Annotated in this window: 16 protein-coding genes; 4 read left to right on the top strand and 12 right to left on the bottom strand. The window is 65.9% G+C overall.

Translation table 11 applies throughout. The features are described from left to right. Positions 1-13: 13 nt before the first annotated feature. The 3 genes from G7079_RS10860 to dbpA form a co-directional block, all read right to left on the bottom strand. Entirely contained in the window at positions 14-502 is a 489-nt protein-coding gene (locus tag G7079_RS10860; RefSeq protein WP_166057321.1) for an ArsI/CadI family heavy metal resistance metalloenzyme, read from the bottom strand. Then, positions 499-840 carry a metalloregulator ArsR/SmtB family transcription factor gene (locus G7079_RS10855; RefSeq protein ID WP_166057320.1) on the bottom strand — a complete coding sequence of 114 codons (342 nt, stop codon included), beginning with the start codon at positions 838-840 and terminating at the stop codon, positions 499-501. Before G7079_RS10855 ends, G7079_RS10860 begins: the two co-directional genes overlap by 4 nt. A 76-nt stretch (positions 841-916) precedes the next feature. Then, the gene (dbpA, locus tag G7079_RS10850; RefSeq protein ID WP_166057319.1) at positions 917-2,302 is read right to left on the bottom strand and encodes an ATP-dependent RNA helicase DbpA; all 1,386 of its coding nucleotides are present in this window, start codon (positions 2,300-2,302) and stop codon (positions 917-919) included. 74 nt (positions 2,303-2,376) lie between these two features. Here dbpA and G7079_RS10845 point away from each other — a divergent pair, with 74 nt between their 5' ends. Next, positions 2,377-3,471 carry a DUF1615 domain-containing protein gene (locus G7079_RS10845; RefSeq protein ID WP_166057318.1) on the top strand — a complete coding sequence of 365 codons (1,095 nt, stop codon included), beginning with the start codon at positions 2,377-2,379 and terminating at the stop codon, positions 3,469-3,471. Here the strand turns inward: G7079_RS10845 and G7079_RS10840 are convergent. Further along, positions 3,468-3,824, bottom strand: coding sequence for a DUF1428 domain-containing protein (locus G7079_RS10840; RefSeq protein WP_166057317.1), 357 nt, complete (start codon positions 3,822-3,824; stop codon positions 3,468-3,470). The two genes, G7079_RS10845 and G7079_RS10840, sit on opposite strands and share 4 nt — an antisense overlap. A 120-nt stretch (positions 3,825-3,944) precedes the next feature. Here G7079_RS10840 and G7079_RS10835 point away from each other — a divergent pair, with 120 nt between their 5' ends. Continuing rightward, a complete protein-coding gene (locus tag G7079_RS10835; RefSeq protein WP_166057316.1) occupies positions 3,945-4,625 on the top strand; it encodes a GNAT family N-acetyltransferase in 681 nt (226 codons plus the stop codon). 9 nt (positions 4,626-4,634) lie between these two features. Here G7079_RS10835 and G7079_RS10830 read toward each other — a convergent pair whose 3' ends face one another. After that, positions 4,635-5,444, bottom strand: coding sequence for a hypothetical protein (locus tag G7079_RS10830; RefSeq protein WP_166057315.1), 810 nt, complete (start codon positions 5,442-5,444; stop codon positions 4,635-4,637). Between the two features lie 160 nt (positions 5,445-5,604). Here G7079_RS10830 and G7079_RS10825 point away from each other — a divergent pair, with 160 nt between their 5' ends. Next, positions 5,605-6,693, top strand: a complete 1,089-nt coding sequence (locus G7079_RS10825) for a hypothetical protein (protein ID WP_166057314.1) — start codon at positions 5,605-5,607, stop codon at positions 6,691-6,693. Between the two features lies 1 nt (position 6,694). Here G7079_RS10825 and G7079_RS13425 read toward each other — a convergent pair whose 3' ends face one another. From G7079_RS13425 to G7079_RS10800, 5 genes are all read right to left on the bottom strand, one after another. After that, positions 6,695-6,823, bottom strand: coding sequence for a YdgA family protein (locus G7079_RS13425; protein WP_166057313.1), 129 nt, complete (start codon positions 6,821-6,823; stop codon positions 6,695-6,697). 94 nt (positions 6,824-6,917) lie between these two features. Next, positions 6,918-8,111 (bottom strand): acyltransferase family protein, encoded by a 1,194-nt coding sequence (locus G7079_RS10815; RefSeq protein WP_166057312.1) that lies wholly within the window; start codon positions 8,109-8,111, stop codon positions 6,918-6,920. Between the two features lie 152 nt (positions 8,112-8,263). Further along, positions 8,264-8,932, bottom strand: coding sequence for a serine/threonine protein kinase (locus G7079_RS10810; RefSeq protein ID WP_166057311.1), 669 nt, complete (start codon positions 8,930-8,932; stop codon positions 8,264-8,266). 14 nt (positions 8,933-8,946) lie between these two features. Then, entirely contained in the window at positions 8,947-9,447 is a 501-nt protein-coding gene (locus G7079_RS10805; protein ID WP_240906172.1) for a sigma-70 family RNA polymerase sigma factor, read from the bottom strand. A 114-nt stretch (positions 9,448-9,561) separates the two neighbouring features. After that, positions 9,562-9,783 carry an RNA-binding S4 domain-containing protein gene (locus G7079_RS10800; protein WP_166057309.1) on the bottom strand — a complete coding sequence of 74 codons (222 nt, stop codon included), beginning with the start codon at positions 9,781-9,783 and terminating at the stop codon, positions 9,562-9,564. A gap of 66 nt (positions 9,784-9,849) precedes the next feature. Here G7079_RS10800 and G7079_RS10795 point away from each other — a divergent pair, with 66 nt between their 5' ends. Next, on the top strand, positions 9,850-10,224 hold the full coding sequence (locus tag G7079_RS10795) for a VOC family protein (RefSeq protein ID WP_166057308.1): 375 nt from the start codon (positions 9,850-9,852) through the stop codon (positions 10,222-10,224). A gap of 28 nt (positions 10,225-10,252) precedes the next feature. Here the strand turns inward: G7079_RS10795 and G7079_RS10790 are convergent, their stop codons facing one another. Together G7079_RS10790 and G7079_RS10785 are read right to left on the bottom strand one after the other, a co-directional pair. Next, positions 10,253-10,903, bottom strand: coding sequence for a general secretion pathway protein GspB (locus tag G7079_RS10790; protein WP_166057307.1), 651 nt, complete (start codon positions 10,901-10,903; stop codon positions 10,253-10,255). A 4-nt stretch (positions 10,904-10,907) separates the two neighbouring features. After that, positions 10,908-12,422: an ExeA family protein gene (locus tag G7079_RS10785; protein WP_166057306.1), complete on the bottom strand. Its 1,515-nt coding sequence runs from the start codon at positions 12,420-12,422 to the stop codon at positions 10,908-10,910. Between the last annotated feature and the right edge of the window lie 10 nt (positions 12,423-12,432).

Here is a 12,432-nt window from a genome sequence, read left to right as displayed (position 1 = left end):
GGGTGGATGGGTATCAGCAGCAGCCGGACTGCGGTGCGCAGCAGGCCCCGGTCTTTTCGCTCATCGGCTTCATCGCGTTCACGTCGGGTGTGCAGGACGCGCCATCGGTGGCGCAGGCGGCTTCGCCGGCGTGATAGGTGGTCGCATCGCCGAAGGTGTGGAAGGTTTCCCAGCGCGTGCCTTGCGGGTCTTCGGTCCAGGTCTTGTCGGACTGCGCGTAGCAGCAGATGGTCGCGTTCTCCGGTACCAGCGCGCCACCGGCAGCCTGCAGGCGCTGGCCGAGCGCGGCCAGTTCCTCGCCACTGTCGACCTGCAGGCCGAGGTGGTCGATGCCGGGCGCGCGGCCGGTATTGGAGATTGCGAAGTTGATGCGCGGATCCTCGAGCATCCACTTTGCGTAGTCGGGCTTAAGCACGCTGGGCTCGGCGCCGAACAGTTCCTGGTAGAAGCGGACGCTGCCGGCGAGGTCGGCGACGTTGAGGTGCACGTGAAAACGGTTCATGGCTTGGCTCCTGGTTTGCGTGGACCACAGGCGGACGCCGGCCCGCAATCCACGGTGCCGGCGCAACAGTTCTCGGTGAGGTAGCCGAGCAGGGTGCTCATCTGCCGGTAGTTGGCGCGGACGCGGATGACGCGTCCTTCGCGTTCGTCATCGACCAGGCCTGCGGCGCGCAGCACGTTGAGGTGTGCACTCAGGGTGGCGGGTGGCAAGTCCAGGCGGTCGCGCAGCTCGCCGACGGAGAGCCCTTCGGGGCCGGCCTGCACCAGCTGGCGGAACGCAGCCAGCCGGGACTCATGGCCAAGGGCGCGGAGGGCGGATAGGGCGGTCTCGGTGTTCATGATTCGATAATTCCAGAAATATCGAATTATTGCAACAGGCAATCAGGTCATGCCCTGTCGACGGCGCATGCGGCGGTCAGAGCCGGTTGATGCGGAACTTGCGTCCCTTGATCTTGCCCGCGCGCAATTGCGTCAGTGCGTGACCGCCTTCGGCGCGCGTGATGGCCACATAGCTGCGCGTCGCGAACACGTCGATCTTGCCGATGGCGTCCTTGGGCAGGCCGCCGGCATCGCCGGTCAATGCGCCGACGATATCGCCTGGGCGCAGCTTGTTGGTGCGGCCGGCATCGATGCGCAGGGTGACCATCGCCGCTTGCGGCACGTCGTGCGGCTTGCCATCGAGCGGGGCGATGCGCTCGTAGCGGATCGCATTGCCTTGGCGTTCCTCGATCAGCGCCGCACGTCCGCGTTCCTGCGGCGCAACCAGGCTCAATGCAAGGCCATTGCGCCCGGCGCGGCCGGTGCGACCGACGCGATGCAGATAGGTGTCGGCATCGGTGGGCAGCTCGTAATTCACCACTGCGTCGATATCGTCGATGTCGAGACCACGTGCCGCCACGTCGCTGGCGACCAGCACATTGCAGCTCCTGTTCGCGAAGCGCACCAGCACTTCGTCGCGATCACGCTGTTCCATGTCGCCATGCAGGGCGAGCGCGGTGAAGCCGTAATGCGCCAGCGAGCCAACCACTTCCTCGGTATCGCGGCGCATGTTGCAGAACACCACGGTCGATTCCGGCTTGAATTGCAGCAGCAGCGCGGCCAGTTGTTGCGCGCGGCGGGCGGGATCGGCTTCGAAGAAATTCGCGCGGATCGCCGCGGGTTGCGCGCCGCCATCCACGCTGACCTCCAGTGGTTCGCGCAGCATCGCCTTGGCCAGCGTGCGGATCGATTCCGGAAACGTGGCCGAGAACAACAACGTCTGCCGATCCTTCGGTGTGCGTTTCACCAAGGCGCGGATCGGTTCGTCGAAACCCATGTCCAGCATGCGGTCGGCTTCGTCCAGCACCAGCGTGCGCACCTTGCGCAGATCCAGCGCATCCTTCTGCACCAGCTCCAGTACGCGACCGGGCGTGCCCACCACCACATGCGGCGCATGGGTGAGCGAGGCCAGTTGCGGGCCCAGCGGAATGCCGCCGCACAGCACCGAAAGTTTCAGGTTGGCGATACCGGTGGCGAGCTTGCGCAGCTGCTTGCCCACCTGATCGGCCAGTTCGCGGGTGGGGCACAGCACCAGCGCCTGCGTGCTGACCGCGCCGGCATCGATGCCCTGCAGCAGGCCCAGCCCGAAGGCGGCGGTCTTGCCGCTGCCGGTCGGCGCCTGCGCGATCACGTCGCGGCCTTCCAGGATCGCGGGCAGGGCCTGCGCCTGGATCGGGGTCAGGGTGGTGTAGTCGAGGGCGTCCAGGCCCGGGTGCAGGGACGGGGCCAAGGCGAGGTCGGCGAAGCGGGTGGGCGATGTCATCCGTGCATGATCGCAGGTCGAGGGCCGTTCAGCTGTGCCTGCTAGCCTGCGCGGAACTTTGCCGGCCATGCCGCATGACGCCTGTTCCACGACGCCATCGAGTCCCTCTGTTGCTCGCCCTGTGCCTGGGCATTGCCTGCCTGCCTGCTTGCGAACCGCAACGCACGCCGGAGCAGGTGCGTGCCGAGTTGCTGCGCAAATTGCCGGCCACCTTGCATGATCGCGATGGCTGGGCGCGCGATATCCAGGCCGCGTTTGCCGCGCAGCGGCTCGATGCGAGCACGTCGAACCTGTGCGCGGTGTTGGCGGTGATCGAGCAGGAATCCACCTATCGCGCCGATCCGCCGGTGCCGGGACTGGCGAAGATCGCGCGTGCGGAGATCGACCGGCGCGCGGAAAAACTGCATGTCCCGCACTTCATGGTCGAAGCGGCATTGCGCTTTCATTCCCCGGATGGACGTACCTATGCGCAGCGCATCGACGCGTTGCGCACGGAGCAGGAATTGTCCGAACTGTTCGAGGAAATGACCCATCGCGTGCCGATGGGCCAGCGTCTGTTCGCGCGCTACAACCCGGTGCGCACCGGCGGACCGATGCAGGTGCGCATCGACTTCGCCCAGCGTCACCTGCGTGGTTATCCGTACCCGGTGGAGGGTTCGGTTCGCAGCGAGGTGTTCAGCCGGCGCGGCGGCCTGTATTTCGGTATCAAGCATTTATTGGGTTATCCGGTCGACTACGATCGGTCGCTGTACCGCTTCGCCGACTTCAACGCGGGCTGGTACGCCAGCCGCAATGCCGCGTTCCAGCAGGCGGCGGCGATCGCCAGCGGCACGCAATTGGTACGCGACGGCGACCTGCTGGCGCCCGGTGCGACGATGGACAAGCCCGGCGCGACCGAAACAGCGTTGCGCAGGATCGCGCCGCGGCTCGGGCTGGATGCAGCCGGTATCCGTGCAGCCCTGGCGCAGGGCCGCAACGCCTCGTTCGCGAATACGGATCTTTACCAGCGCGTGTACGCCATCGCCGACGGCATGGGCACAGGCAAGCCGGTCGTGCGTGCACGGGTGCCGGATATCGCGTTGGACAGCCCCAAGATCACCCGCAAGCTGACCACGGCCTGGTTCGCCGAACGGGTGAACGCGCGCTGGAATGCGTGCATGGTGCGCTAGGCGTTGAGCTCAAGCACCGGCGCGAAGCTGCCATAGATCATCCGTGCGCCGTCGAACGGCATCGGGTTGTTCGGATCCATGCGCGGGTCTTCCATCATCTTCTTCATGCCGGCGTCGCGGGTGGCCTTGTCCGGCCATTCGATCCACGAAAAACACACCGTCTCGTCGTCTTTTGCGGCCACCGCGCGGTAGAAATCGGTCTGCTTCCCATGCGGCACGTCCTCGCCCCAGCATTCAAGTACGCGGGTGGCGCCGTATTCGAGAAAGATCGGATCGAATTCGCGAGCGAAGTCGATGAATGCCTGCCGGTTGGCGGTCGGTACCGCGATCACGAAACCGTCGATGTAGGACATGGTGTTCTCCTTGAGGTGGGGCGGCGCGAGTACGCCGACCCCATTGCGACGAATCGGAATGCCGAGTTTCGACAGAGGGGGAGAAATAACACGTGATCGGCTCGTGGCTACACTGCACGGATGACGACGAGCGCGCTCGATAACCCGTTTTTTTCGGCGTTGGACTCGATCCATGCCGACGTGGCCTTGCGGCATGGCGAGGTGCTGCGCTATCCAGGTGAATTCGCCCCGTTCCTCGGCATACCCAATGCGGATGCCAGGCTGGCCGATGCGCTGGAAGCGCTGGTGCAGGTTGGCGACAGCGTGCTGGTGCTCGGCGTCGTTCCTGCACGTTTGCCCGTCGGGTGGCTGCTGGAGCCTTTTGACGATTTGGCGCAGATGCATTGCGACCACGAACTCTCGGTCAGTGGCGGCCCCGAGATCATCGAGCTCGATGAACGCCATCGTGCCGACGTGTTGGCATTGACCGCGCTCGTGTACCCGCATTACTTCCGCACGCGCACGATGGAGCTCGGCCGCTACTTCGGCATGTACGTGGACGGTCGGCTTGCGGCCATCATCGGTGAACGCCTTGGGGCGCCGGATGCGCGCGAGATGAGTGCGATCTGCACGCATCCGGATTTCCTCGGCCGCGGTTGCGCGCGGCGACTCACTGCTTTCCTCACCAATGAAACGCTGCGCTCGGGGAAGCAGCCATTCCTGCATGTGGCGTATTCGAACGAACGAGCCAAGGCACTCTACGAAACGATGGGCTATCGCCTGCGCCGCGACATTCCGTTCGGGGCGCTGCGACGCGCATGAGCGCGGCCGTCAACCGTAACCGCGACGCACGCGCCGGGTGCGCAACATGGAGCGATACAGGTTGCGCAGCACCAGCAGGGCGACCAGCATCATCAGCGCGTTGAAGACGCGCTCCGGCGCGATGTGCACGCCGATCTTGTGCAGCAACGGCTCCAGCAATGCCGCACCGATCTGCTCGACCTGCTTGTAGGCGGGCATGACGTACTGATGGGTGATCTTGCCGGAGTCCGCCATCGGCGCCAGCGATGCAGAAGGCGCGATCAGGATCCAGATCACCCATGCCGACAGCAGCAGCGCGAATATGCCGATGAAGATGACGCCGATCCGTGGCGGGCGCCGACGAGGCGGTTGAATGGGCGTGATCGCGTATTGCGCCGGGGATTCGGCCTGAATCACGGAAGGATCGCGAGGGGTGCCGTGCTGGGTGTTGTGCAGGCGGTCGAGCGCGGCGATCAGTTCCTCGTTCGCGCGTTGCCGCTCAAGTCGTTCGTTTTCCATCATCTTGGCGATGGTATCGCCGCTACGGTCGCCGTTGCGCCTGCGTTCGACGTGTGGTTGTGGAGCCGGTACCGCCTCGCCGGTCGTCGCTTTCTTCGCGCTCGAACCGCTGCTTTCGAACATCCAGAGCGCGACCAGGGCCAGCGGGAAACCCACCAGCAGCGCGACCACGACCAGTCGGATCGACCAGTCCGGGATGTTGAAGATCGGGAACAAGGTAGTGGCGACCTGCACGATGACCCAGCCGGCAACCACGTACATCACGCCACCGCGATAGATCTGACGGCGCTTGAGTTCGTTGAGGAAGTTGCTGGTATCCATGACTCCGTCCCCGGCCCATTGCGGTGGACAACGCGAATCCGTGTGAATGCCGGACAGGGCATTCGGCCGCTCGGCTGCCGGATGGGCCGGTTCATCGGCGGTTGCGCGCCGTCGCATCGCCGCCGGCTAGACTGCACGATCCCCAGCCATGGTTCGTTCGATGCCGCGTCGTTGGATCCTGCTTGCGTTGTGCCTGTCTGCCATCGCCTGCAACCGTACGCCCGAAGTGCAGACCGGCGCCAGCGTCGACCAGGCCGCGCAGGCGGCGCCGGTCGTGCAACGCAAGCAACAGGCTGACGTCGACTGGTTGCCGGTAAGGCTGGAAGCCGGCGATGCCTGGATCGACTGCGGTTCCGACTACGGCAAGGGCGATGGCCGGCCGGTGTTGTCGCTGGCCTATGTGGACTTGCGCAACACCATGCAGGATTGCCGTGGCACCGGGCTGGTGCGGCTGCGCTACAAGGGCAAGGTCACCGCCAGCTTCGCCGCGCTAGCCGAACGCACCGGCAAGCTGGCGACCGATCTCGGCATCGGCAAGCGCATCCTCGACATCGACTCCGCTGGTGGTCACGTCGAAGCGGCGATCCGGGCCGGCGATGCCATCGGCGAAAACGACTGGACGATCTGGGTGCGCGACGACTCGGTCTGCCACAGTGCCTGCGTGCTGCTGCTGGCCGCCGGCGACATGCGGGTGGTGGCGGGGCCGGTCGGCATCCATCGCATGATCCGCGTGGGTTCTTCGGCGACATCGCGCAAGGAACTGGGCGAGGAACTGCGCAAGGTCAGCGAGGATCTGCGCAATTACCTGGAGCGCAACGGCGCCTCCGCCGAGGTCTACGACTTGATGACAACGGTGCCGAACCGCGAATTGCGCGTGCTGACGGCGGACGAATTGGAGCGCTACGGCCTGTCCGGTGCGAATGCGGTGGAAGACGATCTCAACCGCATCCGCCTGGCGCGCCGCTGCGGCAACGATTTCGTGCGCCGCCGCGATGCCTTCCGTCGCGCCTACGAGGCCCAGTGCATGCAGCCGGCCGATGAAACCGCGCAGGACGTGGTCGACATCAATGCCTGCGGGCTGGAGCTGCGTTCGCGTTTCGGCTTCCCCGATGCGCAATGCCCGGATGAAAGCCCGATGGCCGAACTCGATGGCGCCATCCTCGACATCCCGCAGCTCGCTGCCGAGCCGGAAACCGTCGAAGCGCCTGACGCCGCGACAGAGGAGCGTGCCGCCGCACCGCCGCAGTGACTCAGGTATGGGCGCCTGCCTGTCCCGTTGGTGCGGCCCTGTCCGCCAGATACTGCCCGAAGCGGTAGCCGGCCCCGCCCACGGCACACAGGATGGCGACGAGGGCAAGGCCGACCAGGATCTTCTTCATCGCATGCTCCGCAATAGTTGGGTTCATGTCGCCAACGTAGCGAAGCATGCGATGGCTTGGACGTGCTCGAAGTCAGTCAACTTCCGGCAGGGCTTCAGCGCTGTTCCAGCCCGCGCGGCTTGCGCCGGCCGTTGAGCCGCGCGCCGATGAAGGTGTTGCGCACCAGCAGGTCGTAGCTGGCCAATAGCAAGGCCATCGCCACCGTCAGCGCAAGTACGAACTCCACCAACCACGGCCAGTGCACTCGCGACAGCACGACTTGCAGCGCCATCACCACCGGCAGATGGACGATGTAGATCCAGTACGAGGCATCGGCCAGGTAGCGGCGCACGCGGCTGTAACCGGACAGGAAGCGCAGGCCCAGGCCGACCAGGGCGAAGGTCCAGCTCCAGCCGGCGAAGGCGTAGGCAGCGGCATAGGCGAAAGTTTCCAGTCCAGCCGGAGCGACTTCAAGACGCGGTGCCAGGCCGATGTAGTGCAGGCAGCCGGCGGTCGCCAGCAGCGCCAGCGCCAGGTGCAGCGGCCAGCGCGTGGCCCAGTGCTGCAGCAGGCCGGGCTGCCGCTGCAGCAGCCAGCCGAAGCCGAAGGCGCTGCCGAACGCGATGCAGGCGGCGAGATTGGGATATAGCGACTGATCCGGCGTGGGGATGCCGAACCAGGCATACCACTTGGCATGCAGCGCCATCGCCAGGCCCAGCGGCAAGGCGAGCAGCACCGGCCCCATCGGCCCGGACAGCAGGCGCGTGATCGCATCGGCGAACTGCATGGCGATGCTGCTGCGACCCACGCTGGCGCGAACGAGCAATGCCGCGGCATAGCAGAGCAGCAGCGCGTACAGGAACCACAGGTGGGTGAGCGGGAAGTTGCGCGGCGACAGCGGTGGCGGTTCCGGCGTGGGCGGCATGCTGCCGCCGTTGGCCAGCCACAGGCTCCAGGCGCCGACGCCGAGGATCGCCATCAGCACCGGGAACCATCCGGCCAGTAGCGGCACGCCGATGCGGCTGAAGCGGTCGCGCATGAAGGCGTTCGCCCCCAGGCGTTCGCGGGCCATGCGCGCGAAGAAACCGGCCAGCAGGAAGAACAGCAGCATGCGGAACATGTGCGGCACGTAGAACACCAACCCGGCCCATGCGCTGGGCGAGGTGTCGTGGGTCACCCAGAAATACTGCGCGCCGGGCAGCCAGCTCATGGCAGCATGGACGATCAGGCCCAGCAGCAGGGCGATGGCGCGCACCGCATCCAGGCCGTGCAGGCGTTCGGTGGGCGGGTGTAGCGGCTGCGTTTGCATGAAATGTCTCCGTTGGATGCCGTTTTGCAGGCATGCGTTGGCCCGTGCCGCGTGCAATGCGTGCGGCAGTGGATCGTGGTTGGTGGGTGCCGCTGCGCCGAAGTGGCAGCAGCTGTAGGTCAGGTCATGCCTGCCCGGTCATTCCTGTTCGTTCATTCCTGCTCGAAGCGCTTGAGCTCATCCAGCTGCGCCAGTGCCTTGCGCAGGCTGCCGCCGGTCAGGCTGTCGTCCATTTTCTTGCCGAATTCGGCGCGTTCCGGGCGGCGCGCCCAGCGGTGGAACCACAATGTCGCCAACAGGCCGGCGATGCCGATGCCATAGCCGGTCCATACCAGCGATGGCGCCTTGGCCAGCAGGTCGACATCGGAAAGACCGGCGAGCACCTGCAGGATCGCGATCCACAGGAACCACCACGGCAGGCCGGCGACCATGCCGCTGCGGATGTAGAAGGTGCGCGCACGCAGCAGCTGCTTCTGGATGTCGAGTACCGGCATCGCATGGTCGATCTTGCCGATCTGTCCCAGCACCACGCCCGCGCCGATGATGGTCAGCACGCCATAGGCATGCACCAGCACGCCGGCCACGATCGTGGAGGCATGCGCGGGATGGCTCATCCACAGCAGCGCGGCCAGCAGGATGAAGGGGATGCCGAACAGGATCTGCGCGACCTGGCCCCAGAACAGCGGGCGCAGGCTGCCGCGCGTCCTGGTCAGGGTGCGTTCGCGCAGGTCGTGCAGCTTGAGCCGGTTGTCCAGTTCCAGGCGGCGGTCGATGGCCTGCCAAGCGGATTTGAAATCGTCGAGTTCCATGGTGGTGTCCATGCGGTCCAGTTCGGTCAGAGTTCGTCGCGGATGCGCTGCTTGAGGCGCCCGATCTTGGTGGAGACATTGCTTTCCGTGATGCCGAGGATCTCGGCGATCTCGCGTTGCGGGCGATCATCCAGATAGAGCAGCAGCAGCGCGCGGTCGAGCGGCGCCTGTCGCTGGATGAAGCCCTGCAGCAGGCGGACGTGCTGGTCGCGTTCGTGGTCGCTCGCCGCTGCATCGGCAACGTCGTGGATGTCCTCGTCCAGTGGCACCGCGTCATGGCGACCGCGCACGGATTGCTCGCGGACATGGCTGATCGCCACGTTCAGCGCCACCCGGTACATCCAGGTGCTGAAGCTGCGTGCAGGGTCGTAGTTCGGCCAGGCATGCCAGAGCTGCGCGGAAATTTCCTGCACCAGGTCGTCGCGATCCTCGGCTCGCCTGGCGTAGGTGTTGGCGACCTTGAACACGATGCCGCGATGCCGCTGCAGCAGGTCGCTGAAGGCCTCGTGGCGGTCGGTCGCGGTCATTGCGCACATGGTGGCGGCAATCGTATCCATGGAATCCCTGGCGCGCTTGTTGCGCCTCTCGACACCATGATTCGCGCCAGCGTGCGGAATCTCACGCGCCGCACCGAAAAAAATTCAGGCAGCCGCCACGACCCGGATTTCGATGTCGTCCACCCGCACCACCTGGCCGGCGCGGATCTTGGCGGTCTTGCGGCCTTCCTGTTGGCCGTCGACGGAGACGACGCCACTGGCGACCAGCTGCTTGCCGGCGCCGCCGGAATCGCACAGTCCTGCCAGTTTCAGCAGCTGGTTGAGTTCGACGAAGTCGCGGTCGAGTTCGAAATCGAGGCTCTGCATGCGCGCAGCATACCGATGCCGCGGCTGCGGTGTAGGCTGCCGCTCTCGAACCGCCGGAGAACCACGATGCTTGCCTACGCCACCCTCGGAACCAAGGACCTGCAGAAGGCCGCCGCGTTCTACGACGCCGTACTGGCCCCGCTGGGTGCGACCCGCATGATGGAAGAGCCGGATTACTACATCGCCTGGGCCAATTCGGAGCAGGGTGCGGGCTTGGGCATCACCTATCCGTTCAACAAGGAAGCGGCCACGGTCGGCAACGGCACCATGGTCGCCTTGCAGGGTAATAGTCGTGAGCAAGTGGATGCGGTCTACGCCAAGGCGCTGGAACTCGGCGCCACCGATGAAGGCGCACCGGGCCAGCGTTGGCCGGGGTTCTATGCTGCCTACTTCCGCGACCTGGACGGCAACAAGCTCAACTGCTGCTACATGGGTGAATAAGCGCGGGTGCGACTGAGCACCGGGGCGATCAGGGCAGCGGCACGCGCGCGCGCTGACCGTTGCGTTCCACCACCACGCCGTCGCGTTCGATCGCGATGACGGTGACCTCGCCATTGCGGTCGCCCTCGGCCATGCGCTGGCCGTCGAGGATGACGAAGCGTCGTGTGGGCGATTCGTCCCACATGTGCATGCTGACTTTGACCGGCGGGATCGAAGTCGCGTCGATGTCGGCAACATTGCGCGTGTCAACGGGCGGTGGAGAAGCGGGCTGCGTCGACAGCGATCGTACCGGCGGCGCGGGCTCGGCAATCACGGGCGGCGATGGCGGTGCCATGATGACCGGCGCGGCGACCGACGGCGAAGCCGTCGCAGGCATGGAGACTGCTTGCCGTTGGATGCGGCGAACGACCGCGGGTTGTGTGGTGGTTTCGGCGCGAGCTTCGGCACGGGACGATGTGGCGACGGGTTCGGGGTTGGTCGCCGCATCGGTGCTGCGTTGCGACCACCACCAGGCGGCGAGCAGGACGAATGCGCCGAGCACCACCGCAGGCAGCAGCCATTCCGGCGTCGCGCGCGCGCGCTGGGCCTGCACGGGCGGCAGCTCCATCGCCACGTCCGGCGTGCTGCCCCGGCGGCGTTCGGCTTCGGATTTGCGCAGGGCTTCGAGGATCAATGACATCAGCTCAGTCCAGTACGCGTAGCAGGTGCGGGCCGGGTGCGTCGCCGGCCAGTGCCATCAGGGTCAACGGGCCGGCCACGCCATCGGCCGGCAGGCCTCGGGCATTCTGGAATGCGGCGACTTCGGCCGTGGACGGAGGCCTTGGTAACTGACCGACCCAGAGCGCGACGAAATCGCCATCCCAATGCGATTGCAGCAGCAGGCGGTCGAGGTCGAATGTGCGCGTGCCGATGCGCAGGCGCGCCTTGCGCGCATCCGCGCCGAGCAACTGCGCCCATGCGTCTGCACCGCTTGCGCGCAAATGGAGCAATGCAGGTCGATCCAATGCCAGCAGCGTGTCCAACTTCGCGCGACCCTGTACACAATGCACATCGTCGCGAACAGGCGCACATGGGCCAGCGGGATCGACGGTGATGCTGTCCGCCGGCAGCTTCCACGCCGCCAGCAGGGCTTGCCAGGCGGGTACCGGCGTGTCGCCGGTGGCGCCGACCAATTGCGTCAACGCATCGGCATCCATCGATTCGACTGGTGTTGCCGGCACGGGCTTCGGCTTCATCGGCAATGAGTTTGCCGGCGATGTCGTGGGCGCCAACGTTGCGGCGGGCTGCATTGGCACCGGCGTGCCGCGCCACTGCATCGCCATCAGTGCGATCGCGGCAATGCCCGCCGCTGCGGCCAGCCACGGCCACCAGCGTTTCCGCGATGGCGGCGGCAAGACTTCATTCGCGGCGGCATCGACCAGTTTTGCGTCGATGACGGTTGCATCGCGTGCGTAGCCGGCAAGCAATGCACGCTCCGCAATCACGTTGAGCAGGCGCGGCACGCCGCCGGAACGCTGGTGCATGCGCTGCACCGCTTTCGCCTCGAACGGGAATTTCTGCCCGCCGGCCACGCGCCAGCGATGGCGCAGGTAGTCGCCGGTTTCCTTGGCGTCCAGCGGCGTCAGGTGATAGCGCGCGGTGATGCGTTGCGCGAGTTGTCGCAGCTCCGGCCTTGCCACCATCTCGCGCAGCTCGGGCTGGCCCAGCAGCAGGATCTGCAGCAGCTTTTGGGTATCGGTTTCCAGGTTGGTCAGCAGGCGCACTTGTTCCAGCGCATCGGCGGGCAGGTTCTGCGCTTCGTCGATCAGCAGCACCACGCGCAGGCCTTTCGCGTAGGCATCGAGCAAATAGGCGTTGAGCGCATCGACCAGCGCCTTGGTGCTGCCACGCTTGCCTTCGATATCGATATGCAGTTCTTCGCAGATCGTCTCCAGCAGCTCGACCGCGTTCTGTCGCGGGTTCAGCACCAGCGCGATACGCGCATCTTCCGGAAGCTGTTCCAGCAGCAGGCGGCTGAGCGTGGTCTTGCCGGTGCCGACTTCACCGGTCAGCTGCACGAAACCGCCGCCGCCGCCCTTGTCGATGCCGAACAGCAGGTGCGCCAGAGCGTCTCGGTGGCGTTCGCTGAGATGCACGAAGCGCGGGTCCGGGGTGATCGAGAACGGCGGCTCGTGCAGGCCGTAGTAGCTCTGGTACATCGCGCTAGCC

This window comes from Thermomonas sp. HDW16, assembly GCF_011302915.1.
Classification (GTDB): Bacteria; Pseudomonadota; Gammaproteobacteria; order Xanthomonadales; family Xanthomonadaceae; genus Thermomonas.
Note: the sequence above shows the minus strand (reverse complement) of the source record. Positions and strands in the feature narration are given on the sequence as shown.